This window comes from Acinetobacter sp. 1566109 (genome assembly GCF_000582255.1).
GTDB lineage: Bacteria > Pseudomonadota > Gammaproteobacteria > Pseudomonadales > Moraxellaceae > Acinetobacter > Acinetobacter nosocomialis.
This window is the reverse complement of record NZ_JEYB01000001.1, coordinates 1-23,521: the sequence shown is the minus strand read 5'-3', so window position 1 is coordinate 23,521 and position 23,521 is coordinate 1. Positions and strand designations below refer to the sequence as shown.

At 39.2% G+C, this 23,521-nt stretch carries 27 protein-coding genes and 1 pseudogene; 22 read left to right on the top strand and 6 right to left on the bottom strand.

What is annotated here, in order from left to right; translation table 11 throughout:
- Positions 1–14 precede the first annotated feature (14 nt).
- Positions 15–788 (bottom strand): SDR family oxidoreductase, encoded by a 774-nt coding sequence (locus J582_RS05825; protein WP_032047474.1) that lies wholly within the window; start codon positions 786–788, stop codon positions 15–17.
- A gap of 111 nt (positions 789–899) precedes the next feature.
- On the opposite strand from J582_RS05825, the gene mazG reads away from it, so the two are divergent.
- The 9 genes from mazG to yjgA all read left to right on the top strand — a co-directional run bounded on the left by mazG (position 900) and on the right by yjgA (position 7,537).
- The gene (mazG, locus tag J582_RS05820) at positions 900–1,706 is read left to right on the top strand and encodes a nucleoside triphosphate pyrophosphohydrolase (protein WP_032047473.1); all 807 of its coding nucleotides are present in this window, start codon (positions 900–902) and stop codon (positions 1,704–1,706) included.
- Entirely contained in the window at positions 1,675–2,085 is a 411-nt protein-coding gene (locus J582_RS05815; protein WP_031982038.1) for a ComEA family DNA-binding protein, read from the top strand. The genes mazG and J582_RS05815 overlap by 32 nt, the downstream gene beginning before the upstream one ends.
- Before the next feature lie 125 nt (positions 2,086–2,210).
- Complete coding sequence (gene pcnB, locus J582_RS05810) at positions 2,211–3,674, top strand: polynucleotide adenylyltransferase PcnB (RefSeq protein WP_004710567.1); 1,464 nt, start codon at positions 2,211–2,213, stop codon at positions 3,672–3,674.
- Positions 3,671–4,153, top strand: a complete 483-nt coding sequence (gene folK, locus J582_RS05805) for a 2-amino-4-hydroxy-6-hydroxymethyldihydropteridine diphosphokinase (protein ID WP_006581366.1) — start codon at positions 3,671–3,673, stop codon at positions 4,151–4,153. The genes pcnB and folK overlap by 4 nt, the downstream gene beginning before the upstream one ends.
- A gap of 43 nt (positions 4,154–4,196) precedes the next feature.
- Positions 4,197–5,006, top strand: coding sequence for a 3-methyl-2-oxobutanoate hydroxymethyltransferase (panB, locus tag J582_RS05800; protein WP_032047472.1), 810 nt, complete (start codon positions 4,197–4,199; stop codon positions 5,004–5,006).
- Between the two features lie 3 nt (positions 5,007–5,009).
- Entirely contained in the window at positions 5,010–5,858 is an 849-nt protein-coding gene (gene panC, locus J582_RS05795) for a pantoate--beta-alanine ligase (protein ID WP_016804448.1), read from the top strand.
- Between the two features lie 22 nt (positions 5,859–5,880).
- Complete coding sequence (rapZ, locus tag J582_RS05790; RefSeq protein ID WP_002054547.1) at positions 5,881–6,732, top strand: RNase adapter RapZ; 852 nt, start codon at positions 5,881–5,883, stop codon at positions 6,730–6,732.
- Positions 6,729–6,998, top strand: coding sequence for an HPr family phosphocarrier protein (locus J582_RS05785; protein WP_016804447.1), 270 nt, complete (start codon positions 6,729–6,731; stop codon positions 6,996–6,998). The genes rapZ and J582_RS05785 overlap by 4 nt, the downstream gene beginning before the upstream one ends.
- 2 nt (positions 6,999–7,000) lie before the next feature.
- Positions 7,001–7,537, top strand: a complete 537-nt coding sequence (gene yjgA, locus J582_RS05780) for a ribosome biogenesis factor YjgA (RefSeq protein WP_004710561.1) — start codon at positions 7,001–7,003, stop codon at positions 7,535–7,537.
- Positions 7,538–7,597: 60 nt separating this feature from the next.
- Here yjgA and J582_RS05775 read toward each other — a convergent pair whose 3' ends face one another.
- Positions 7,598–9,226, bottom strand: coding sequence for an acyl-CoA synthetase (locus J582_RS05775; protein ID WP_032047471.1), 1,629 nt, complete (start codon positions 9,224–9,226; stop codon positions 7,598–7,600).
- Positions 9,227–9,638: 412 nt separating this feature from the next.
- Here J582_RS05775 and thrS point away from each other — a divergent pair, with 412 nt between their 5' ends.
- From thrS to J582_RS05755, 4 genes are all read left to right on the top strand, one after another.
- Positions 9,639–11,561, top strand: coding sequence for a threonine--tRNA ligase (gene thrS, locus J582_RS05770; protein WP_032047470.1), 1,923 nt, complete (start codon positions 9,639–9,641; stop codon positions 11,559–11,561).
- Between the two features lie 5 nt (positions 11,562–11,566).
- Positions 11,567–12,118: a translation initiation factor IF-3 gene (gene infC, locus J582_RS05765; protein WP_079377112.1), complete on the top strand. Its 552-nt coding sequence runs from the start codon at positions 11,567–11,569 to the stop codon at positions 12,116–12,118.
- Between the two features lie 210 nt (positions 12,119–12,328).
- A complete protein-coding gene (locus J582_RS05760) occupies positions 12,329–12,949 on the top strand; it encodes a glutathione S-transferase N-terminal domain-containing protein (protein WP_002054551.1) in 621 nt (206 codons plus the stop codon).
- Positions 12,950–13,001: 52 nt separating this feature from the next.
- Entirely contained in the window at positions 13,002–13,430 is a 429-nt protein-coding gene (locus J582_RS05755) for a YqaA family protein (RefSeq protein WP_032047469.1), read from the top strand.
- A 40-nt stretch (positions 13,431–13,470) separates the two neighbouring features.
- Here the strand turns inward: J582_RS05755 and nreB are convergent, their stop codons facing one another.
- Entirely contained in the window at positions 13,471–14,721 is a 1,251-nt protein-coding gene (gene nreB, locus J582_RS05750; RefSeq protein WP_032047468.1) for a nickel resistance MFS transporter NreB, read from the bottom strand.
- Positions 14,722–14,850: 129 nt separating this feature from the next.
- On the opposite strand from nreB, the pseudogene J582_RS27210 reads away from it, so the two are divergent.
- The 5 genes and pseudogenes from J582_RS27210 to J582_RS05730 form a co-directional block, all read left to right on the top strand.
- A pseudogene (locus J582_RS27210) lies at positions 14,851–14,958 on the top strand (hypothetical protein); the annotation flags it as partial.
- A gap of 11 nt (positions 14,959–14,969) precedes the next feature.
- On the top strand, positions 14,970–15,164 hold the full coding sequence (rpmI, locus tag J582_RS05745) for a 50S ribosomal protein L35 (protein ID WP_002054552.1): 195 nt from the start codon (positions 14,970–14,972) through the stop codon (positions 15,162–15,164).
- 11 nt (positions 15,165–15,175) lie between these two features.
- Positions 15,176–15,535: a 50S ribosomal protein L20 gene (rplT, locus tag J582_RS05740; protein WP_000124858.1), complete on the top strand. Its 360-nt coding sequence runs from the start codon at positions 15,176–15,178 to the stop codon at positions 15,533–15,535.
- A 91-nt stretch (positions 15,536–15,626) separates the two neighbouring features.
- On the top strand, positions 15,627–16,184 hold the full coding sequence (locus tag J582_RS05735) for an NADAR family protein (RefSeq protein WP_020992366.1): 558 nt from the start codon (positions 15,627–15,629) through the stop codon (positions 16,182–16,184).
- 59 nt (positions 16,185–16,243) lie between these two features.
- Entirely contained in the window at positions 16,244–16,747 is a 504-nt protein-coding gene (locus tag J582_RS05730; protein ID WP_032047467.1) for a GNAT family N-acetyltransferase, read from the top strand.
- A gap of 6 nt (positions 16,748–16,753) precedes the next feature.
- Here the strand turns inward: J582_RS05730 and J582_RS05725 are convergent, their stop codons facing one another.
- A complete protein-coding gene (locus J582_RS05725) occupies positions 16,754–17,755 on the bottom strand; it encodes a hypothetical protein (RefSeq protein ID WP_032047466.1) in 1,002 nt (333 codons plus the stop codon).
- A 157-nt stretch (positions 17,756–17,912) separates the two neighbouring features.
- On the opposite strand from J582_RS05725, the gene pheS reads away from it, so the two are divergent.
- Genes pheS through J582_RS05710 form a run of 3 tightly spaced genes read left to right on the top strand, consistent with a single transcriptional unit; the run spans position 17,913 to position 21,600 of the window.
- Positions 17,913–18,893: a phenylalanine--tRNA ligase subunit alpha gene (gene pheS, locus J582_RS05720; RefSeq protein ID WP_032047465.1), complete on the top strand. Its 981-nt coding sequence runs from the start codon at positions 17,913–17,915 to the stop codon at positions 18,891–18,893.
- A gap of 32 nt (positions 18,894–18,925) precedes the next feature.
- Positions 18,926–21,307: a phenylalanine--tRNA ligase subunit beta gene (gene pheT, locus J582_RS05715; RefSeq protein WP_032047464.1), complete on the top strand. Its 2,382-nt coding sequence runs from the start codon at positions 18,926–18,928 to the stop codon at positions 21,305–21,307.
- Complete coding sequence (locus tag J582_RS05710) at positions 21,304–21,600, top strand: integration host factor subunit alpha (RefSeq protein ID WP_000126166.1); 297 nt, start codon at positions 21,304–21,306, stop codon at positions 21,598–21,600. Before pheT ends, J582_RS05710 begins: the two co-directional genes overlap by 4 nt.
- Before the next feature lie 169 nt (positions 21,601–21,769).
- On the opposite strand, the gene J582_RS05705 is transcribed toward J582_RS05710, so the two are convergent.
- Positions 21,770–22,033, bottom strand: coding sequence for a hypothetical protein (locus J582_RS05705; protein ID WP_004698569.1), 264 nt, complete (start codon positions 22,031–22,033; stop codon positions 21,770–21,772).
- Between the two features lie 93 nt (positions 22,034–22,126).
- Here J582_RS05705 and J582_RS25740 point away from each other — a divergent pair, with 93 nt between their 5' ends.
- On the top strand, positions 22,127–22,261 hold the full coding sequence (locus tag J582_RS25740) for a hypothetical protein (RefSeq protein WP_017393480.1): 135 nt from the start codon (positions 22,127–22,129) through the stop codon (positions 22,259–22,261).
- Between the two features lie 183 nt (positions 22,262–22,444).
- Here J582_RS25740 and rho read toward each other — a convergent pair.
- On the bottom strand, positions 22,445–23,521 hold a 1,077-nt coding region (rho, locus tag J582_RS05700), incomplete at its 5' end, for a transcription termination factor Rho (RefSeq protein WP_032047463.1).

Below are 23,521 nucleotides of genomic sequence, written 5' to 3'. Positions count from 1 at the left end.
GCCTTTTTTATAAGCTATTTTCTCGATAAATAAATATTAGTTAAACGATTTAGAAACTGTGGGCTTATTGTTGAGAGTTGATAAAGCAATTTAGTTTTTATGCCAACAGGAGTATGAGTAGGAGTCCAGAAATGAGCTTTTTTCTCGACAAGTGAAAGGACCTGCTGAGCAATATCATTTGGAGTTAAGTCAACGCCCATATTTTGAATACTACCTGCATCCATATTATTGACCATTGCGGTTTGTACAAATAAAGGCATCACATCTAAAACACGAATACCATATTTTTTCCATTCCACATCTAAACCTTCGGTAATTCCGCGAACTGCAAACTTACTGGCTGAATATGAAATGAGATCAGCTTGCCCATAAATTGCAGAAGCTGAAGAGAGATTAATGACGCGTGCAAAAGAAGCTTGCTTTAAATAAGGAAGAGCAGCATGGCAGCCATTGATGACGCCGTTTACATTAATATTGATTGTTCTTTGATGTGATTGAATATCGATATTTTCAAAGGCTCCGGAATATAAAATCCCTGCGTTATTCACTAAAATATTAAGCTCGCCAGCCCAGTCGGTAAATTCTTTTAATATAAGTTGCCACTGGCTGTAATCACTAACATCTAAATAGCCAGCGCATGCATTAGGTCCTAACTCTGTTGCTAAGCTTTGAGCAAGTGATTCGTTAATATCATAAATGCCTACTTTATATCCTTGGTTGTAAAATACTCGTGCAATTTCTGCTCCAATACCTTGAGCTGCGCCACTAATCAGAATGCTATGTTTCATCTTTTTTTCTCTTTATCGTTACAATATGACGAATGATTTGCCGCTTTAATTTTGATCATAGCAAATTAAGATTTTAAATTTACTGACCAACTTTTTAAACTTGAGGGTTACATGGATAAATTGCTTAAAATTATGCAAGAGCTACGTGAAAAATGTCCGTGGGATCAAGAGCAAACCCCAATGTCACTGACTAAATATGCAATTGAAGAAGCATATGAAGTCGAAGCTGCTATCCGTCAGGGCGATATTGATGAAATTCGAAATGAGTTGGGTGATTTGTTATTACAAGTTGTATTTCAATCGCAAATGTTTAGCGAACAAGGGGCGTTCAATTTTCATGATGTAGTTGAGGCAATTAGTGAAAAATTGATAAGACGTCATCCACATGTTTTCCAGGCTGATCAATTTAATAACTTAACACCAGAACAAGTAAGCGAGTTATGGAAACAAATTAAACAACAAGAGAAGCAAGGCAAGCCGAAATCAAGATTAGATGAAATTAAACATGGTCCTGCACTGACTCAAGCACACGAAATTCAAAAGAATGTTGCAAAAGTCGGATTTGATTTTGAAACAGTAGAAGATGCTTATGTAAAATTAGAAGAAGAATTAGGTGAGTTCAAAGAGGCGCTTAAAAATCAAAATATTGATGAAATTCAAGACGAATTTGGGGATTGTCTGTTTTCATTAGTCAATGTAGGACGTAAACTTAACATTTCAAGTGAAACTTCACTTTTATCAACCATACATAAATTTAGAAGTCGTTTTGCTTTTATTGAAGAGCAAGCTATAAAACAGCAAAGAACATTAGAAGACATGACCTTGTCCGAGATGGATGAATTGTGGAACCAAGCAAAACGACAATTACATTCAGGGGAAAAACGACATGCGATACAGCATGAGACTTTGGAAAAATAATTGTTTTATTTTAATGATGTTGTGCTTAGGTGTGATTTCACCTTCGGTTTTTGCTCAATCGTTTGATCAGAATTTTCAGGAATGGAAGGCTAAGCAGCAGATGTACGACCAAAAGTTAAACGTCTCTAAGTCTTCTCATTCTTATGGTTCTAAAATTTCTCAAACGAACAGTTTAAATGATTCTACTGGGCAGATTCATTTAAATCAGGCCACTGTAAATGAGTTTCGGCAGCTAAAAGGTATAGGTGAGAAAAAGGCTCAAGCAATTGTGGAATACAGACAAAAGAATGGGGGTTTTAAAAATATTGATGAAATTAAAAACGTCAAAGGAATCGGCCCCGCTATTTTTGAAAAAAATAAATCACGTTTAGCCTTATAAAAGTTCTGTTCGTCAATTATCATTTCCTGCGCAATCTAAAGAGAATCAAATTGCCCTTTGTGTGTGTTAGAGCTATGATTAGCGACAACTTGTTATTTACGTCCTGACGTAGGAGACAGCGTCTTTTGCAAACCTTGCGAGCGTCAAAATGTGGTTTGTCCACAGCCCAACTTCCTTCTTCGATTTTAGATGTGATCGATAGTCTGACCAAAGCAGGCTATGAAGCTTATATTGTTGGGGGTGGTGTCCGTGATTTAATGCTAGGACTCAATCCTAAAGATTTCGATGCAGTCACCAATGCAACACCTTCTCAAATTAAAGAAGTTTTTGGTCGTCGATGCCGAATTATTGGTCGTCGATTTGAATTGGCACATGTCTATTCAGGACGTGAGCTGATCGAAGTTGCGACTTTCCGTGCTCCTCCTAAAAAAGCAGTTACCAATGCTTCTGGCATGATTTTGCGTGACAATAACTGGGGAACCATCGAACAGGACTTTGCTCGACGCGATTTTTCTATCAATACGCTTTATTACCAACCACGTAAGGGTATTGTGCTCGATTTTTGTAAAGCAATTGATGATGTCAAGAATAAGACTTTGCGTTTATTGGGCGATCCTGTGCAACGTTTTGAAGAAGATCCGGTGCGTATGCTACGGACGTTACGTTTTGCAGCTAAGCTAAATTTTAAAATTGATCCAGCAATTCTCGATATTTTTGATGTTGAGATGACACAATTGCTTCGTGATGTTTCTCCGCACCGTTTATACGATGAGTCTCAGAAGCTTTTCACAATGGGTCATTTGGCACGTGTATTACCAATGCTAATTGAATTTGGCGTGTGGAAGCAGCTTTTTGCTGATATTCGTCCAGATCTCACCCCATTTATTCAACGCGCTGCAAAAAATACAGATCAACGCATTCAAATTGGCAAAACCATTAACCCTGCATTTTTCTATGCAGTTTTATTGTGGCAACCATTTTTAGAGCGTTGTGACTTTTATTTATCAAAAGGCGTTGTTCCAGCCGAAGCACGTGCTCAAGCAGGTTTAGATGTTTTAAAACGTCAAGCGACACGTACAGTCATTCCTCGTTTTGCCGAAACTTTTATTCGTGAAGTTTGGGAAATGCAAACCCGATTGCTTAATCCAAAGCCACAGCAAATTGAAGCATTGGCAAGCCATGCGCGTTTCCGTGCAGGCTTTGACTTCTTATTACTTCGTGAAAAGTCAGGAGATGACACAACACAAGGAATGGGAAGCTGGTGGGATGCTTACCAAGAAATGTCAAACGATGAAAAAGAAGCTGCGATTAGCCAATATAATCGTCAAAAAGCTAAAAGTCGTCGTAAGGTTGCTGTTGAACCTATTGAAAACAATAGAGCTGATGCAGAAATTGAGCCTTTGGTGGATGTTCCAGAGCCTCGAAGCCGTCGTGGTAAGAAAGAACGTGCACGACAAGAGCAGTCTGTTGATCGTTTTATGGAAAAATCTTCCACATCACAAACCAATATGACGAGCGATCACCCAATTTTAAAGCGCAAGCGGGTACAACGTGATTTGAGCCAAGTTATTTTTGGGCCGACACAATGACAGTAACCACATATATTGGCTTAGGAAGTAACCTAGGTGACTCACGCCAGATTTTGTCTGAAGCGATAGCCAAGCTTAAAACTATTGGTGAAGTGAAGGTATCCAAACTGTACCAAAGCCCACCAATGGGTCCCCAAGATCAACCCAATTATCTAAATGCAGTAGCTCAGCTAAAAACTGAGTTACTTCCGCTTGACTTGCTCGATCATTTACAGCGTTTTGAGCAAGAAGCTGGGCGAGTAAGACTCCGTCATTGGGGGGAGCGAACTTTGGACCTAGACCTGCTGATTTATGGTGATGAAAAAATACAAAATGAGCGCTTAACGGTGCCGCATGTAGGAATAATGCAACGAGATTTTGTTGTGATTCCTTTATTAGATTTAGACGCTGATTTACATATCAATGATCAGCCACTTAAGAATTTAGAACTCTTACAGCAGCCAACGCTGACTGTACTTGCTGATGAGTCTTGGGCTTAAGCCTGACTTATACGTTCTGCAAACTCCTGTAGAGGATACCATCATGATTAGTCTAAGTGACTTAAGAAAATTTAAAGCCGAAGGACGTAAGTTCTCTTGTCTAACTTGTTACGATGCAAGTATGGCAAAAGCAATGGAACTTGCTGAAATTGATACTATCTTAATTGGTGATTCTCTTGGAATGGCAATTCAAGGTCGTGATTCAACTTTACCTGTAACTGTTGAAGACATGGCTTATCATACAGCGGCGGTGCGCCGTGGTAATCAGCATGCATTGATTATGACTGATCTACCATTTATGAGTTATGCCACTTTAAACGATGCTTTGCAGAATGCGAAAACAGTTATGCAAGCTGGTGCCCAGATGATCAAAATCGAAGGCGGTGCATGGCTAAGTGAAACCGTACAAGTGTTAACACGTAATGGTGTACCTGTATGCGTACATTTAGGTTTAACCCCTCAGTCTGTACATGTATTTGGTGGTTATAAACTACAAGCTAGAACCCGTGAAGCTGCTGATCAACTTATTGCTGACTGTACGGCTGTAGTTGAAGCGGGCGCGGCAGTATTATTACTTGAATGCGTTCCTGCACAATTGGGCCAAGAAATTGCTGAGTTATTCCCGAATACTCCTGTAATTGGTATTGGGGCGGGTAATGCGACTGATGGTCAGGTACTTGTAGTACAAGACATGTTAGGTTTGACATTTGGCAAGGTTGCACGTTTTGTGCGTAACTTTATGAAAGAACAATCTGGTGAAACAGCAATTTTAGATGCGTTTAAGGCTTTTCATGCTGCTGTACAGGACCAGTCGTTCCCAGCCAAAGAACATACTTTCCAAGTTGAGCTGTAATTCATGAAAACAGAAACCACTATACAAGGCTTAGCTGCTTCTTTAAATCCTGCTAGAGCTGCACGTAAAATCATTGGTTTTGTCCCAACTATGGGAAATCTACATGAAGGACATCTCACACTTGTTCGTGAAGCGAAAAAGTTATGTGATGTAGTAGTTGTGAGTATCTTTGTGAACCCGACCCAATTTGGTCCAGGTGAAGATTTTGATAACTATCCACGTACTTTAGAGCAGGACAGTCGTCTACTTGCTGATGTTGGTTGTGATATTATTTTTGCGCCTTCAGTTGAGCAAATGTACGGTACACAACCTCGTTTAACTAATATTAGTGTCAGCCAGATTACAGATGACTTATGCGGTAGTTCACGTCCTGGGCACTTTGACGGTGTAGCGCTGGTTGTCACAAAACTCTTTAATATTGTGCAACCGAATTATGCTTTTTTTGGTCAAAAAGATTATCAACAGTTGGCGGTGATTCGCCAATTTGTACAAGACTTAAATATTCCATTAGAAGTGATTGGCGTACCCATTGTTCGTGCAGCAGATGGTTTAGCACTGAGTTCAAGAAATGGTTATTTGACTCCTGAACAACGTCAAACTGCACCAGTCATCTATCAAGGTCTAAAGCAAGCTGAAGAGCAATTACACCAAGGTAAAGATTTACAACAAGTCTTGGCAGATTTAAAAACGTTGTTGACAGACAATGGTTTTGTTGTGGATTATGTGGAAGCTCGTCAGCCAAACTTGTTGGCTGTGTCTCAATTTGATCGTGATATTGTGTTGTTTGTCGCGGCTAAGTTGGGCGGAACACGTTTAATTGATAATTTACAAGTTGCCTTTACACCTCAATAATACATAAAAGGACAGCCATGCCATGAAGCGTATACTTATCGTGACAGGACAGTCTGGTTCAGGAAAATCTTCAGCTCTTCAAGTATTAGAAGATTTGGGCTATTACTGTATTGATAATTTACCTTTGGCATTGCTGCCTGAAATTGTGGCAAAGCTAGATCATGAAAATAATCTTGAACAGCTGGCTTTAGGTGTAGATGTCCGAAGTACTCGGGCTGATATGCAAGAGTTCGACCATGTTTTTGAGCAATTACAAAAACATGGTACGGTTGATGTGATTTATCTGACGACACAAGATCAGGATTTGATTGCACGATTTAGTGCGTCGCGTCGTCCACATCCGTTGGCGAATCGCTTCAAAAGCCTTTTGCAATGTATTCATGAAGAAAAGCAGTTACTGATTCCAATTCAGTTCCGAGCAACGGTTCATATTGATACCACTGATAAAAGTGTTCATGATTTAAAACATATCTTGCTGTCAAAATTAGGGCAGTCAGATAATCTGATTGTTATATTGCAGTCATTTGGCTATAAACATGGCATTCCTTTAGATGCTGACTATGTTTTTGACGTACGGCATTTACCAAATCCGCATTGGGATTTAGAATTACGCCGCTTTTCTGGTTTAGACGAGCCAGTTAAGCAGTTTTTAGAAGCAAGTCCGCAAGCAAATGAAATGTTTGAGGATATACACCACTTCTTAAGAAAATGGCTGCCGGCATTTGCTGAAGGGCATCGTCATTATATGACGGTTTCAATAGGTTGCACTGGCGGCCAGCATCGTTCAGTTTATATGGTAGATAGACTAAAACAAGCACTTGAGGCAGAATGGTCTGTTCAGGTCTTACACAGAGAAATGAAGCACTGGTCATGATAGACACAACTGTTGATGTAATTAATAAACTCGGTTTACATGCACGTGCATCAGGAAAACTGATAGAGGTCACTACAAAGTTTCGTTCGTCAATTCAGATTGGTAAGGGCGATCATTTAGTAGATGCTAAGAATATTATGTCGTTACTGATGTTAGGTGCAGGAAAAGGGACCACTTTACGTTTGGTCATTGAGGGCACTGACGAAGAACAGGCATTAAATGAAGTACAGGCGTTATTCGCCGCAAAATTTTATGAGGCAGATTAATCGTGGCACGTCGTCCCCAGCGTTATACTGAAGAAGATTTTGATTCTTTAGAAGGACGTGCAAGTAAAACCGAACAGAAAAAAGCAGTTCAACGTATGGCTGCTTTAGGTGAGCAGTTAGCACAACTTTCTATCAAACAGATTCAAAAACTTCCGGTTGATGAGCGTTTAATTGATGCTCTTTTAGAAGTCCAGAATATTAGTTCGTTTGAAGCACGCCGTCGCCAATTTCAACGTGTTGGTAAACTCTTGCGTAATGAAGATGAGACAGTCATTTTATCTTATTTGACTCCTCAACAAGGTGCGAAAAAGCAAGCTCAACTTATGCGTTGGGTAGATCGTATGATCGAGCAAGGTGATCCTGCAATTAACGAGTTTAGTAAAATCTATAATGCATCAGAACGTCATACTTTGCGTCAGCATGTGTTAAGGATTAACCGTGATAAGACTCAGCAAGTTCCAGAAGCAGATCTTGAAGCATCTAAAGGTAAGTTTATTAACTACGTGCAACAAGTCGCTTTATTGTCAGATCAAGGTTAATTTCGTTTTAACTAAAAAAAGCGACGTTTAATACGTCGCTTTTTTTATTTCTTATATTGTTTAAACGCGTTCTTTTGCCCATTCACGCAAAATGAATTTTTGCAATTTGCCTGTTGAGGTTTTTGGAATTTCTGTAATCACTACATCTTTGGGGACTTTAAAACGCGCCAGTTCTTTTTGACAATGTGCAATAATTTCTTCAGGAGTCACTGTAGCACCCGTTTTTAATTCAATAAATGCACATGGTACTTCTTGCCAACGTTCATCAGGTTTTGCCACAACAGCCGCTGTTAAAACCGCAGGGTGTTTATATAAAACATCTTCAACTTCTAAAGATGAAATATTCTCTCCGCCCGAGATAATAATATCTTTAGAGCGGTCAGTAATTTTTGCGTAACCATCTGGATGGCAAACAGCTAAATCTCCAGTATGAAACCAGCCACCAGCGAAAGCTTCTTCGGTTGCCTTTGGATTTTTTAAATATCCTTTCATAACAATATTGCCACGGAACATAATTTCTCCCATGGTTTCACCGTCATTTGGAACTGGTTGCATCGTTTTAGGGTCTAGTACTCGCATACTATCTTGAAGTGGATAAGGCACACCCTGACGAGAATGCAGTTGCGCTTGTTCAGTAATTGACAGGTCGCTCCATCCTGCTTGAGAGGCACAAAGGGCAGATGGTCCATAGGTTTCGGTTAAACCATACACATGGTTGACATTAATCCCAATATTTCGCATACCTTCAATTACAGCGACAGGTGGAGCAGCACCTGCCACCATAACTTCAACATGATGTTCTATGATTGGCTGCTTTTCTTTCGGTAGATTAATAATCATGGATAAGACGATTGGAGCGCCACAGAAGTAATCAACTTTATGTTTAGCAATAAGCTGCATCACCAGTTCGGGGTCAACTTTGCGTAAACAAATATTGGTTCCGCCACTTGCTGCAATACTCCACGCAAAGCACCAACCATTGCAGTGAAAAAGAGGAAGTGTCCATAAATAAACAGCTCGAGGTTTCATACCGCAAGCTAAAATATTACTAGCTGCATTTAAATAAGCACCTCGGTGGTGATAAACCACTCCCTTAGGATTACCCGTTGTTCCTGATGTGTAATTTAAACTAATTGCATCCCACTCATCTTGCGGTAAAAGCCATTCGAAATTAGCATCGCCTTGAGCTATCCATTCTTCATATTCAAACGAACCAAGAAATTGATTTTCACCTTCATATTCTTCATCAGCTACATCAATCACAATGATATGTTGGTTTGGAATGAGTGATAGGGCTTCTCGGGCTAAATTAACAAACTCGGGGTCAACCAAAAGCACTTTCGTCTCAGCATGCTCTAGCATAAAAGCGATGGTTTTAGCATCTAAACGGGTGTTTAGTGTATTAAGAACGGCCCCTGCCATAGGGACAGCAAAATGGGCTTCAATCATTGCTGGTACATTTGGCAATAAAACTGAAACGGTATCGTTTTTAGTTATGCCTAATTGTTGAAGCTGAGATGCAAATTGACGGCAGCGCTGATAAGTTTCTTTCCATGAAATCTGACGATTACCATGAATGATAGACGCTTGGTCTGGATAGATATAAGCTGCACGTTCTAAATAGCGCAGAGGGGATAACGCAACAAAGTTTGCGGGTGTGCGTGGTAATTCATCGTATGCACTAACCATGTGAAATAACTCCATGTTCTATTTTTTAATTCATTCTTTGAAAATATGACTTAATATTAATCAAAGCATTAATGCTTTAGTCTTAAACAGAAATACCCCTCAGTCAGGAAATGAGCACAAATGCTATTTTCAACATCTTAAAACAGTTCTGATGAATAATTATCCTATTTATGTATTTCTTAAAATTTAGGTAGAGCACTTATTAAAGTCACTTATTGCTGTTTACCGTATAAGCAAAATGTATTTATGATTTTATGAGTACAAAGGTTTTCACTTGGCTTGAACAAGTGTAAAATCTTTCAGGTTTTTTAATTTTGATTTACACCGTTTTTATATTTTGAGGCTTGCCTCGATCATAATCTCGCGGTGAAATGCTCCTTCGTATAGGGCATCACTCCTTAAGGATTTTTCTATGCCAATTATCACATTGCCAAATGGCGATCAAAAGAATTTTGATCACCCTGTATCTGTTATGGAAGTCGCTCAAAGTATTGGGCCTGGTTTAGCAAAAAATACCGTTGCTGGACGAGTAAATGATCGCTTAGTTGATGCATGTGACTTAATTACCGAAGACTCGACCTTACAAATTATCACTCCAAAAGATGAAGAAGGTCTTGAGATCATTCGCCACTCTTGTGCACACCTTGTAGGGCATGCAGTAAAGCAACTTTTCCCTGAAGCAAAGATGGTGATTGGTCCGGTCATCGAAGAAGGTTTCTATTACGACATCTGGATGCCACGTCCTTTTACATTAGATGATATGGCAGCAATCGAAGAGCGTATGAAAAAGCTCATCGATCAAGATTACGACGTTGTTAAAAAAATGACTCCACGTGATGAAGTTATTGCTGAATTTACTGCTCGTGGTGAAGAATACAAATTACGCTTGATTGCAGACATGCCTGAAGAAACACAAATGGGCTTGTACTACCATCAAGATTATTTAGATATGTGTCGTGGTCCGCACGTACCAAATACTAAATTTTTAAAATCATTCAAACTTACCAAAATCTCTGGCGCTTACTGGCGCGGTGATGCGAAGAATGAACAGCTTCAACGTATTTATGGTACTGCTTGGGCTGATAAAAAACAGTTAGCAGCTTATATCAAGCGTATTGAAGAAGCTGAAAAGCGTGACCATCGTAAAATTGGTAAAGCGTTAGACTTGTTCCATATGCAAGAAGAAGCACCGGGTATGGTGTTCTGGCATGCAAACGGTTGGACTATTTATCAAGTACTAGAGCAGTACATGCGTAAAGTTCAGCAAGACAATGGTTACCAAGAAATTAAAACTCCGCAAATCGTAGACTTTACGCTTTGGGAGAAATCTGGTCACGCAGCAAACTATGCAGAAAACATGTTTACGACTCATTCAGAAAGTCGTAACTATGCTGTAAAACCAATGAACTGTCCTTGTCATGTTCAAGTGTTCAACCAAGGATTAAAATCTTACCGTGATTTACCGATTCGTCTAGCTGAGTTTGGTTCTTGTCACCGTAATGAACCATCTGGTTCTTTACACGGTATTATGCGTGTTCGTGGCTTTACACAAGATGATGCACATATCTTCTGTACTAAAGAACAGATTGGTAAAGAAGTTGCAGATTTTATTCAACTTACTTTAGACGTTTATAAAGACTTTGGCTTTGAAGAAGTTCAAATGAAGTTGTCTACTCGCCCAGAAAAACGTGTAGGTGATGACGCTCTTTGGGATTTAGCTGAAAAATCTTTAGCAGATGCTTTAGATGCAGCTGGTCTTAAATGGGAATTGCAGCCGGGTGAAGGTGCATTCTATGGTCCAAAGATTGAGTTCTCTTTAAAAGACTGTCTTGGTCGTGTATGGCAATGTGGTACCATTCAATGTGACTTCAACTTGCCAGTTCGTTTAGACGCTTCTTATGTAACTGAAGAAAACGAACGTGATCAGCCTGTAATGTTGCATCGTGCAATTCTTGGTAGTTTTGAGCGTTTTATTGGTATACTAATTGAACACTACGCTGGTTTCATGCCACCTTGGTTGTCACCTGTACAAGCATGTGTCATGAACATTACCGATGCTCAAGCTGAAGCAAGTGAGAAAGTTGTGGCAAAACTCAAGGAAAATGGCCTTCGCGCTATTTCTGACTTGAGAAATGAAAAAATCGGATTTAAGATTCGTGAGCGTACTCTAGAGCGCATTCCTTACCTGTTAGTTCTTGGTGATCGAGAAGTTGAAGAAGGTACAGTGAATGTACGTACTCGCTCAGGAAAAAATTTAGGTACTATGTCAGTGGATGCTTTCATTGACTTAGTGAAATCTGCCGTCGCCGAACGTGGCCGGTATATTGTGGAGTAAGAAAGATTAAACAGCCTGACCGTAACCAACAACAAGGTGCAAAGAGTAACCGTCCAGCAATTAACGATGAGATCCGTGCAAAAGAAGTACGCCTCGTCGCTGCTGATGGTGAGCAAAAAGGAATTGTTTCATTAAATGAAGCACTGCGTGCTGCTGAGGATGCAGATCTTGACCTTGTTGAGATTGTCGCAAACGCTGAGCCGCCTGTTTGTAAAATCATGGATTACAACAAGCACTTGTTTGACCTGAAACAGAAGCAAAAAGATGCCAAGAAAAAACAGCATCAAGTGCAAGTGAAGGAAATCAAACTACGCCCAGCAACTGATGTAGGTGATTATCAAGTTAAGCTTCGTGCTATTTTGAAGTTCCTTGAAGAAGGTAACAAAGTCAAAATCACTTTACGTTTCCGTGGTCGTGAAATGGCTCACCAACAACTTGGTTTAGCTCAATTGCAAAAGATTGAAGCAGACGTAGCTGAGTTTGGTATTGTAGAGCAAGCTCCGAAAATGGAAGGTCGACAAATGGGTATGTTACTTGGACCGAAAAAGAAAAAGTAATACTCAAAAAAAGCACTGCAAACGCAGTGCTTTTTTATGCCCGTCATTTCTTGATTTAATTCCTTTAAAGTAAAGTGCGATTTAATAACTTTTTAAACCAAAGTTATTCTCAAATTTTATGTGTTTTTTGGTGTTGGACATATCATTGTATTAGTCAAAACATGATATAACGCAAGACGCAGTCATGATAACGATGAATAGGAAAATAGAATGATTGATCTATATTATTGGGGAACACCCAATGGACATAAAATCACAATTGCCTTAGAAGAAATGGGACTGGATTACACCCTTTATCCAATTAATATTTTAGAAAATGATCAATTTCAACCAGATTTCCTGAAAATTTCCCCGAATAATAAAATCCCCGCAATTGTTGATCAGGACGGTCCACGTGGTGAGCCAATTTCAGTATTTGAATCAGGCGCGATCTTACAATATTTAGGTCGAAAAACCGGATTGTTTTATCCAACAGATGAACAAGAGCGAGTTGAAGTTGAACAATGGCTCATGTGGCAAATGGGTGGGCTAGGGCCTATGCTTGGGCAGAATCATCATTTTAACCGCTTTGCGCCAGAGAAAATTCCTTATGCAATTGAACGTTATGTGAATGAAACTAAGCGTTTATATGGCGTATTAAACAAACAGCTTATTGGTCAGAAGTTTGTTGCGGGGGAATACTCAATTGCTGATATGGCAATTTTACCTTGGATTCTGCGCTATGAATGGCAGGGGATTCAATTAGAGGATTATCCTTATGTACAAGAATACATTGTCCGCCTAACAGCACGTCCTGCGGTACAAAAAGCTTTATCAATTAAAGTTATCTAATTTTGCTTGGTAGCACAATGAATAAAGTGAAAGGTAGTTTGGTTTAATTAGAATGCTAAGTTACTTTTTACTTTTTTTGAGTGCTTTGGGGGCTGCTACATTATTACCACTACAATCAGAAGCTGTACTCGCTGCTTTATTATTAAAAAATCAACAGTCCGCTTTCCTTCTTATTTCGATTGCTACTTTTGGAAATGTACTCGGTTCATGTGTGAACTGGTGGTTAGGTTTAAAAATAGAACAATTTAAACATAAAAAATGGTTTCCAGTTTCTGAAAAACGTCTAGAACAAGCTCAACGTTTTTATCATAAATATGGCTTTTATTCGCTACTTTTAAGTTGGACACCTGTGATTGGTGACCCTATTACTTTGGTTGCTGGCTTACTCAAAGAAAATTTTTGGCGCTTCTTATTTATGGTTCTTATTGCTAAGGCTGGGCGTTATATTTTCATTTATTGGGTAATTACAGACTTTATTTAAAATACAAGCATCCGAAGATGCTTATATTAAAACTATTTATTTAGTCTTCCGAGCTTTTGGTAATGTCGACTTTAAATAGGTCATTGGTTTTTAACCAACAGAACGTGACCACTGCAAGCGTCATACAACCACCAAAAATAGTCGCTGCAATAGTCCCCAAATATTTAGCAGCCAACCCTGATTCAAATGCACCCAGCTCATTACTGGATGACACAAACATGCCATTTACAGCCGCTACCCGACCACGCATATTTTCTGGTGGGAATATTTGCAAAATGGTTTGTCGAACCACAACTGAAATACTGTCACAAGCACCTGTCATGGCCAGTGCAAATAGGGATAACCACATATTGTTTGAGAAAGCGAAAAGGATCGTAAATACACCAAATCCGGCAACTGCAAGTAGCATGTTACGCCATGCGTGCTGAGTTGGCGGAAAACGGGTCAAAGCAATCATGGTAATAAGTGCACCAATAGAAGGCGCTGCACGCAAATAACCTAAGCCTTCTGGCCCTACTTTTAAAATATCTTCAGCAAAGATCGGCAGTAAGGCAATCACACCTCCAAATAAAACGGAGGCTAAGTCTAAAGAAATAGTCCAGAGAACGATTTTTGTTTTCCAAATAAAGCGGAAACCATCACCTAAGCTTTCTAATACATTCGCAGTTTCAATTTTAGGAAAGCTTCGTTTTTGTAATAAATTAATAAGAATAAAACAGATGCTGAGTAGGGCAGCAACACTAAAAAGACTGGTTTCTCTGCCTAAGTAAGCAAGCATAAAACCGCCTAGCATAGGCCCAATAATCACGCCACTTTGCCAACCAATTGTTGTCCATGTTGCACCATTGGCATAAAGTTCGCGTGGAATTAAGAATGGTTTCAACGAGGTGGCAGAGGGATTATAAAACCCACGTATCGTACCTAAGCCAAAGATGACTGCGTAAATACCCCACGAAAGGAAATTTACACTGATATGACCTAAACCATGCAAATGAAACAGCAACCACAAAACTAAAGGTAGAGGTACCGAGAAAAATAAACAGATTTTCATTATGACCTGTTTATTAAATTTATCAGCAAAATAGCCACCCCAAAGGGATAGGGCAATAAATGGAATGGCTTCTGCTAGTCCAATTAAACCTAAAGTTAGAGGATCTTTGGTAATTTGATAAAGTGAATAAGCAACAATAATTTCTTGAATCAAAATTGCTAACGTTAAGCAAAATTGATTAATGGTAACAATAGAGAAATCTCTATAGCGCAGTGCAGCTAATGCATCATGTTTCTGCATTTGAAATATCGTATGTTGATAATTTGAACATATTATAGAGCTAAACAAGCCATAATGTTGAATTTATTAGCAGTGACCAATCTCTAAAAAAACGATATGAATTTTTAATTTGTTAAGACATTCATCTAAAAAAGCACTACGAGTAGTTTTAATTTTAGTCAGCATACTATAAAATACGCGCTTCCTTACCTGCAGGTCGATTTTGCAATGGTGCAATCGCGCCGAACAGGTGCCTAAAAGAGGTTACTATGGCTAAGTTAAAAACTCGCCGTGGTGCAGCTAAACGCTTCAAAGCGACTGCAAACGGTTTTAAGCGTAAACAAGCGTTCAAGCGCCACATCTTGACCAAAAAATCTGCTAAACGTATCCGTCAATTACGAGGCTGTGTAATGGTTCATGTTTCTGACATGAATTCAGTTCGTCGTATGTGCCCATACATCTAAGGAGATTATAAATGGCTCGTGTAAAACGTGGTGTAGTGGCTCATCGTCGTCACAAAAAAATTCTTGCTCGCGCTAAAGGTTACTATGGTGCTCGTTCACGCGTTTACCGCGTAGCGTTCCAAGCGGTAATCAAAGCTGGTCAATACGCTTACCGTGACCGCCGTCAAAAGAAACGTCAATTCCGTGCTCTATGGATTGCGCGTATCAATGCTGGTGCTCGTCAAAACGGTTTGTCTTACAGCCGTATGATCGATGGCTTGAAAAAAGCTCAAGTGATCATCGACCGTCGCGTATTAGCTGACATCGCTATGCATGATGCAGTAGCATTTGCTGCTTTAGCTGAAAAAGCTAAAGGTGCATTAGCTGCATAAGCTTAGAGATTCAAAAAGAGGCCGCTTTTTAGCGGTCTTTTTTATTTTTAATGGTTCTATTTTAAAAAGAGAAAATAATCAGAGATAAATGATGAAAGATGAAAAATTTCTAAATGACTTAATTCAAAAAGTACAGCAAGGTCACCAGTATAAATACTTATATTTTTGGGGACATACTCCTAAACAAGCTGATCTTGTTGATAAAAGCTGTTTTAGCCAGTGGTTCCCAGCGCAATTCAAAGTAGAAGGTGTCGAGTATTTTACTGCTGAACACTATATGATGGCGCAAAAAGCAAAATTATTTAATGATGAAGAAATTTTTGCACAGATTTTGCAGGTTAAACATCCGAATGAAGCAAAGCAACTCGGTCGTAAAGTGCGTAACTATGATGAACAGATATGGCAAGAAAATCGTTTTGACATAGTGGTGCAGGCGAATTTTGCGAAATTCTCACAGCATTCTGAATTGAAAAAATTCTTATTAGCAACGAAAGACCGTATTTTGGTTGAAGCATCTCCTGTCGATAAAATTTGGGGTATTGGTATGGCGCAAGACCATCCACATGTCCAAGATCCATCTCTATGGCAAGGTCTAAATTTGTTGGGGTTTGCTTTAATGCATGTTCGAGAGCGGCTTTTAACTGAATAGGTTGGTGTGAGATCAACCAATGCTTCACTTTAAAAAAGTAGTAAGGTGAGGGGAGCAAATTGAAGTCATTAAATAATTCAGATATTCGTATAGCATCATTTAACGATGCATTATCTATTGCAGAAGTACATGTGCAAGGTTGGAAAGAAACCTATGCCAGTATGGTTAAGCAAGAAATATTAGATGAGCTTAACGTACTAGATAAAGAACAGTTATGGAAAGAGATAAGCAGAAGTCCTGATCATAAGTTATTTATCTATACTGAAAATGGGGTAGTGAAAGGCTTTCTTGATGGTTATTTAAACCCAGAAAATAATATTGCTGAAATTCTAGCTTTTTATCTTTTAAAAGAAGTTCAAAAGCAAGGCATAGGCCGTGAATTATTCCAAAAGTTCTATCAATGCGCTTTAAATCAAGGTTATGCTTTTATTCGTTTAGAGGTCTTTAATAAAAATCCGAGCCGTTTCTTCTATGAAAAAATGGGAGCACAGTTAATTAATGAAGCCGAACTACCAGAGTTCGGCTTCGGAATAACAGAATTACTTTATCAATGGAAAGTTTAATCTTGATTAAAGACCAAAATAATAAGCTAAGGCACAAATAATTACCGTTAGTACAATAAGCTTAATTACACCTGTTCCTCCAGCCTTATGATGAGGTGTTTTTAAATGAGTTGCGGATTCATTCGTTGCATCAAAAGGAGAAGGTTTTTCAACTGGTTTTAATTGTGCAGTTTGATAATGATTGGCTGCTTTCACAATGAGCTTTGCAAATAGATCATCAGTTTTGTGGGTAAAGTTTCTTAAGTTAATAATTTGTTCTTGGTCTAGGTCTTCCCCTAAAGGATCATTTGCGCTGCGTTTTTTCTGCTCTAAATAGTCAGATAGAGCTTGGGTGCGATAGAGGAGTTGATGCGCGCAATCTGCTGGGTAGTTTTCAGGTATAAGTGAAAGTGTTGGTTGATGATCTACCGAAATTTGATGAGTTGATCCATCAAAATATTTTTTCTGAAATTCGGGTTCTTCAAAACCTGCTGTATACTTACTCCGAAATAACTCGGTTTCCATAAAGTCAGCAATTTCATCCCATTGAGGTGCCTTTAAGTCAGCTTCAACTTTCTTAGATAATTTTTCATTCAATTCAAAACGCCAGAAAGTTTCTAAGCGTAAATCGCTACGCTGATTTAAAGGTGGTTCAAATTCGTTATCGCTACTGTACCACTCTGCAAGCTCATGACCAAAAATCCATGCGATTTTTTTATTGTTTTGGTGGCTTACAATAAAATGAGCATAAGGTAAAAGCTCGACATTACTATTCGGGTTTTGCTCTTCATTTAAAATAGTAGATAGGTGAAGAGAGATTTGAGTTGTCCCTTGTTTTTTGAGTGCTTCTAACCAAACTTGGAAATGTTGAGCAAGTAAATGCTGTGAAATTAAGTCGCGAAATTGAAAACTATGCTGGTCAAAAATATGATGTTGTCGCCATTGGTTGAAGCTTAAATTCTGGCGAAGGTATTCATTACCGTAGGTCACAAGTGTAAGTTGTTGTTTCCAAATCTGATTGAGCGCCATAATAATTGATCTCATTGACGATGCTATTATTTTATACGTTTTATCTTTTTGTTGCCTAATACATTTTTCATGATGGATAAACTTCATCAATACGGTGAAAAACTGTTAGAATGCAGTGTTTTATTATATTTTTAAATTTGTTGCTTTGAGAGTTAATATGTCACTGGAAGCCCTGACCACAGAAGCGCTTGCTGCCATTGCAGCAGCTCAAGACCTTGTTGCACTTGATCAGGTGCGTGTGCAATTTACAGGGAAAAAAAGCCAGCTTGCAGAACAATCGAAAGCATTAGGGAAAATGGGCCCTGAAGAACGTAAAGTACAAGGTGCTGCGATTCATGCTGTTCGAGAAACGATTAATAGTGCTTTAACTGAGCGTCAAACGGCATTACAACAAGCTGCGCTAGCACAAAAACTAGCAAATGAGACCATTGATATTACTTTGCCAGGTCGTGGACAGCGTATTGGTACAGTTCATCCTGTTACTCAAGTGCAAGAACGTATTTGCCAATTCTTTACTAAAGCTGGTTTTACGGTTGCAACAGGGCCAGAAGTTGAAGATGACTATCATAACTTTGAAGCATTAAATATTCCTGGGCATCACCCTGCACGTGCCATGCACGATACTTTCTATTTTGATGCAAACCATTTGTTGCGTACGCATACCTCTGGTGTGCAAATTCGTACCATGGAAACAAGTCAGCCGCCAATTCGTATTGTATGTCCGGGCCGTGTATACCGCTGTGACTCAGACCAAACGCATTCGCCAATGTTCCATCAAATCGAAGGTTTGTACGTTGCTGAGAACACCAGTTTTGCTGAATTAAAAGGTTTATTAATTAACCTACTTAATGAGTTTTTTGAGAAAGATTTAAAAGTACGTTTCCGCCCATCATATTTCCCATTTACAGAGCCTAGTGCAGAAGTAGATATCATGGATGAGCGTGGACGTTGGTTAGAAGTATTAGGCTGTGGCATGGTGCATCCAAATGTATTGCGTGCTGCGGGTATTGATCCTGATAAATACAAAGGCTTTGCTTTTGGTTTAGGGGTAGAACGTTTTGCAATGTTGCGTTATGGCATTAATGACTTGCGTATGTTCTATCAAAATGACGTGCGTTTCTTGCGCCAATTTGCCTAACATTTTTTCAGGATTAAATAAGGTTTATAAAGATGAAGATTAGCGAAAATTGGTTACGCACATGGGTTAACCCTGCAATTGATAGTGATACATTATCTGATCAGTTGACTATGCTTGGTCTTGAGGTAGATGAACTAGCGCCTGTTGCTAAGCCATTTACCGGAGTTGTAGTTGGTGAAGTTCTAACAGTTGAACAGCATCCAGATGCAGACCGTCTGCGTGTAACAACAGTGAATATTGGTTCAGGTGAGCCTCTACAAATTGTATGTGGTGCTCCTAACGTTCGTGCTGGAATGAAAGCACCTGTGGCAACTATTGGCGCAGTATTACCAGGCGATTTTAAAATCAAAAAAGGTAAGCTTCGTGGTGTCGAGTCACAAGGTATGCTGTGCGGCGCTTCTGAAATTGATCTTGAAGATAAAATCGATGGTTTGCTTGAGCTACCTGATGATGCTCCAGTAGGGGTAAACATCCGTGAATACTTAAAACTTGATGATAACGTCATCGATATTAGTATTACGCCAAACCGTGGTGACTGTTTCAGTATCCGTGGTATCGCACGTGAAATTGCAGTGATTAACCAACTGCAAATGAATGAACCTGAAATTAAATCGGTTGATGCGACAATCACTGATGAGAAAAAGGTTGTTATCAGCACAGAGGGTGCTCCACGCTATTTAGGACGTGTCATTAAAAATGTAAATGTGAAAGCTGCTACTCCTGAATGGATGGAACAAGCTTTAGCACGTTCAGGTATTCGTACACACAGTATTTTAGTTGATGTAACGAACTACGTTCTAATGGAATTAGGCCAGCCAATGCATGCTTTTGATTTAGCTAAAATCGAAGGTACTGTACAAGTTCGCCAAGCTAAGCCGCAAGAAAAGTTGCAACTTTTGAATGATCAAGAAGTTGAATTGCAAGAAGATGTGATGGTTATTGCTGATGACCAGAAAGCTTTAGCAATTGCCGGTATTATGGGTGGTCTAGCGTCAAGTGTAACTGATGATACGACAGACATTTTCTTAGAAAGTGCATTCTTTGCTCCGCTTGCGATTGCCGGGCGTGCTCGTCGTTTTGGTTTACACACAGACTCTTCGCAACGTTATGAACGCGGTGTAGATTTCGAATTACCTTTGATTGCGATGAACCGTGCTTCCCAGCTTATTCAAGAGTTGGCAGGAGGTGAGTTTGGTCCAATTACTATAGCTGAAAAATCTGATTTACTTCCTAAACGTGAAGCGATCGAACTTAATCAAGCTCAGGTAGACCAATTATTGGGATATCAAGTTGCTGCTGAATTTATTACAGATGCTTTAACCCGACTAGGTTGTGAAGTAACTGTTAAGGCTGATGGCGAATGGAGCGTAGTTCCACCATCACATCGTTATGATATGGCAATTTATCAAGATTTGATTGAAGAAGTTGCACGTATTGATGGATATGACAATATTCAGATCAGCTTACCAAGCATGGATGTTCAGCTTGCTAAGTACCAAGATCGTTTTGAAATTGCACAGCTACGCCAAACGGTAGTTACTTTAGGTTACCAAGAAGCAATCAGCTTTAGCTTTGCTGATGCAAAACTTGAAAAGCAGTTAAACCCGCAAGTCAATCCACTTATGCTGGCAAATCCAATTTCAAGTGATTTGGCAGCAATGCGTAGCACTTTGCTTTCTAGTTTAATTCCTTGTGTGCAATATAATTTAAATCGTCAGCAAAGCCGTGTACGTTTCTTTGAGCTTGGCTTACGTTTTGATTATCAAGATGCCAATTCTATTCAAGACTTAAAGCAAATCCCGACATTAGCTTTAATTGCTGTAGGTTCTCGTGAACCAGAATCATGGCATGCTAAGCCACAACCAATGGACTTCTTCGATTTTAAAGGTGAAGTAGAGGAAGTTTTAGCTGCTGGACGTGTCAAAGTTGAATATGTACGTTCAGAGCGTTCATGGTTACATCCAGGACAGTCTGCTGAAATTTTAGTTGATGGTAAATCAATTGGTTACCTAGGTCGTTTGCACCCATCTTTAGAAAATCAGCTCGATTTGAGCACAACTTGGGTTGCTGAGCTTGATCAGGCAGCAGTTTTGCAATCTTATGTATCTAATTTTACAGAATTATCACGTTTTCCTTCGGTTAGACGTGATATTGCGCTTTTAATCTCTGATAATATAAATGTTAGAGATATTCAGCAGTTAATCGAAAAAACTGGTGGAGAGCTTTTAGACTCTACTTGGTTATTCGATGTGTATACGGGGCAGGGTGTCGAAGAAGGTAAACGTTCATTAGCGTTTGCACTATTATGGCAACATCCTTCACGTACGCTTGAAGATGCTGAAATTAAATCTGGTATGGACAATATAATCCAAGTGTTGGAAAACACTTATCAAGCGACATTGAGGGCCTCATGACAGCACTAACTAAAGCAGACATGGCTGATCATTTAAGTGAGTTAACCAGCTTAAATCGCCGTGAAGCAAAACAAATGGTCGAGTTGTTCTTTGACGAAATTAGCCAAGCGCTTATCGCGGGTGAGCAGGTTAAGCTTTCTGGTTTTGGTAATTTCGAGCTTAGAGATAAACGCGAGCGTCCAGGACGTAATCCTAAAACAGGCGAAGAAATTCCGATTTCTGCCCGTCGTGTAGTGACCTTCAGAGCAGGTCAGAAATTTAGACAACGCGTTGGAAATGAGCAGATCGATTGATCTGCTTTTTTTTATTTATAATTTTTTTATAGCTTTAGAATTAACATGTTTTATGGAGCGATCAAATTCATTTAAATCATATATCGAATATATATTTGTTTAAATCATAAAATTTAAGCATAAAAAAAGAGGACATAACGTCCTCTTTTTATCTAATCTAGATTCTAGATTAGTGTGCAGCAGAAGCAGCAGCGTCAGTAGCAGCAGCAGCAGCGTCAGAAGCAGAAGCAGCAGCGTCAGAAGCAGCAGCAGTTTCAGAAGCAGCAGCGTCAACAGCAACAGCAGCTTCAGAAGCAGCAGCAGTAGCTTCAGAAGCAGCAGCTACAGCTTCAGAAGCAGCAGCAGCAGCAGGAGCTTCTTCTTTCTTAGAACAACCAACGAAAGCTAAAGTAGCGGCAACAGCAGCAGCAACAGCGAATTTTTTGAATAACATGGCATCACTCTCACAAAAAAAATTTGAGATTAAAAAAACCTAAGTTAGGCTGTTTTGCTTTTATTATTCCTAAACGTAGCTAGGTAACAACGCATGGAGCAGTCTAACTGGTCTGCCGCTATGCTATCACTGCAAATGTTGAAATACTACTGTCACCTGTCAAAAAAGCGCAGAAAAATTGAAAAAACAGCCTGTTTTTTAACAGAAAAAAACAATCAATTAGATTAGATATATTGGAAAAGGTATAAGTAAGCTACTAAAAAACATAATTTTTTTATATTAAAAATATTTGTTTTCAAAAACTTAAATATATCCTTACATAAGGTTTAACAAAATGTATTTTTGTGTAAAGCATGTCAACCAAATAAAAAAGCTACTCATGAGAGTAGCTTTTTGGAAACAACATAATGATTAAGTTGAAGCTTTACGTTTCATCTGATCAAAGAAATCATCATTTGTTTTGGTTTCTTTCATACGGTCAAGTAAGAATTCCATAGCAGCCAACTCATCCATAGGATGAAGGAGTTTACGGAGGATCCAGACTTTACGTAATTTATCTTCATCCATTAAACGTTCTTCACGACGTGTACCTGACTTCTTAATATTCATGGCAGGGAAGACACGCTTCTCAGCAATACGGCGATCAAGTGTAATTTCTTGGTTACCAGTACCTTTGAATTCTTCGTAAATTACATCGTCCATTTTACTGCCAGTCTCAATAAGAGCAGTAGAGATGATTGTTAAAGAACCGCCTTCTTCGATGTTACGAGCAGCACCGAAGAAACGTTTTGGGCGTTCTAATGCATGTGCATCTACACCACCGGTCAATACCTTGCCTGATGAAGGAATTACAGTGTTGTATGCGCGAGCTAAACGTGTGATAGAGTCAAGTAAAATCACAACATCTTTTTTATGTTCAACAAGACGTTTTGCTTTTTCAATGACCATTTCAGCTACTTGTACGTGACGTGCTGGTGCTTCATCAAATGTTGAGGCAACGACTTCACCGCGTACGGTACGTTCCATTTCAGTTACTTCTTCTGGACGCTCATCAATAAGTAAAACAATAAGGAACACTTCCGGATTGTTTCTCACAATAGATTGTGCAATGTTTTGAAGTAACATTGTTTTACCCGCTTTTGGCGGTGCAACAATAATAGAACGTTGTCCTTTACCAATTGGCGCAACTAAGTCGACAACACGAGCAGTTAAGTCTTCTGTTGTACCATTACCAAGTTCCATAACCAATTGTTCGGTTGGGAAAAGGGGAGTTAAGTTTTCAAATAAAATTTTATTTCGAGAATTTTCTGGCGTGTCATAGTTAATCTGGTTAACTTTGAGCAACGCAAAATAACGCTCACCTTCTTTCGGAGGGCGAATAGTACCTGTGATGGTATCACCTGTACGCAAGTTAAAGCGTCGGATTTGTGAGGGGCTCACATAAATATCATCCGGACCAGCTAAATACGAACCTGCGGCAGAGCGCAA

What these genes read in the sequence shown, in the direction of transcription:
- J582_RS05825 (WP_032047474.1), bottom strand. Translation starts at nt 788, where the DNA reads ATGAAACATAGCATTCTGATTAGTGGCGCAGCTCAAGGTATTGGAGCA.
- mazG (WP_032047473.1), top strand. Translation starts at nt 900, where the DNA reads ATGGATAAATTGCTTAAAATTATGCAAGAGCTACGTGAAAAATGTCCG.
- J582_RS05815 (WP_031982038.1), top strand. Translation starts at nt 1,675, where the DNA reads ATGCGATACAGCATGAGACTTTGGAAAAATAATTGTTTTATTTTAATG.
- folK (WP_006581366.1), top strand. Translation starts at nt 3,671, where the DNA reads ATGACAGTAACCACATATATTGGCTTAGGAAGTAACCTAGGTGACTCA.
- panB (WP_032047472.1), top strand. Translation starts at nt 4,197, where the DNA reads ATGATTAGTCTAAGTGACTTAAGAAAATTTAAAGCCGAAGGACGTAAG.
- panC (WP_016804448.1), top strand. Translation starts at nt 5,010, where the DNA reads ATGAAAACAGAAACCACTATACAAGGCTTAGCTGCTTCTTTAAATCCT.
- rapZ (WP_002054547.1), top strand. Translation starts at nt 5,881, where the DNA reads ATGAAGCGTATACTTATCGTGACAGGACAGTCTGGTTCAGGAAAATCT.
- J582_RS05785 (WP_016804447.1), top strand. Translation starts at nt 6,729, where the DNA reads ATGATAGACACAACTGTTGATGTAATTAATAAACTCGGTTTACATGCA.
- J582_RS05775 (WP_032047471.1), bottom strand. Translation starts at nt 9,226, where the DNA reads ATGGTTAGTGCATACGATGAATTACCACGCACACCCGCAAACTTTGTT.
- thrS (WP_032047470.1), top strand. Translation starts at nt 9,639, where the DNA reads ATGCCAATTATCACATTGCCAAATGGCGATCAAAAGAATTTTGATCAC.
- J582_RS05760 (WP_002054551.1), top strand. Translation starts at nt 12,329, where the DNA reads ATGATTGATCTATATTATTGGGGAACACCCAATGGACATAAAATCACA.
- J582_RS05755 (WP_032047469.1), top strand. Translation starts at nt 13,002, where the DNA reads ATGCTAAGTTACTTTTTACTTTTTTTGAGTGCTTTGGGGGCTGCTACA.
- nreB (WP_032047468.1), bottom strand. Translation starts at nt 14,721, where the DNA reads ATGCAGAAACATGATGCATTAGCTGCACTGCGCTATAGAGATTTCTCT.
- rpmI (WP_002054552.1), top strand. Translation starts at nt 14,970, where the DNA reads ATGGCTAAGTTAAAAACTCGCCGTGGTGCAGCTAAACGCTTCAAAGCG.
- rplT (WP_000124858.1), top strand. Translation starts at nt 15,176, where the DNA reads ATGGCTCGTGTAAAACGTGGTGTAGTGGCTCATCGTCGTCACAAAAAA.
- J582_RS05735 (WP_020992366.1), top strand. Translation starts at nt 15,627, where the DNA reads ATGAAAGATGAAAAATTTCTAAATGACTTAATTCAAAAAGTACAGCAA.
- J582_RS05725 (WP_032047466.1), bottom strand. Translation starts at nt 17,755, where the DNA reads ATGGCGCTCAATCAGATTTGGAAACAACAACTTACACTTGTGACCTAC.
- pheS (WP_032047465.1), top strand. Translation starts at nt 17,913, where the DNA reads ATGTCACTGGAAGCCCTGACCACAGAAGCGCTTGCTGCCATTGCAGCA.
- pheT (WP_032047464.1), top strand. Translation starts at nt 18,926, where the DNA reads ATGAAGATTAGCGAAAATTGGTTACGCACATGGGTTAACCCTGCAATT.
- J582_RS05710 (WP_000126166.1), top strand. Translation starts at nt 21,304, where the DNA reads ATGACAGCACTAACTAAAGCAGACATGGCTGATCATTTAAGTGAGTTA.
- J582_RS05705 (WP_004698569.1), bottom strand. Translation starts at nt 22,033, where the DNA reads ATGTTATTCAAAAAATTCGCTGTTGCTGCTGCTGTTGCCGCTACTTTA.
- J582_RS25740 (WP_017393480.1), top strand. Translation starts at nt 22,127, where the DNA reads ATGGAGCAGTCTAACTGGTCTGCCGCTATGCTATCACTGCAAATGTTG.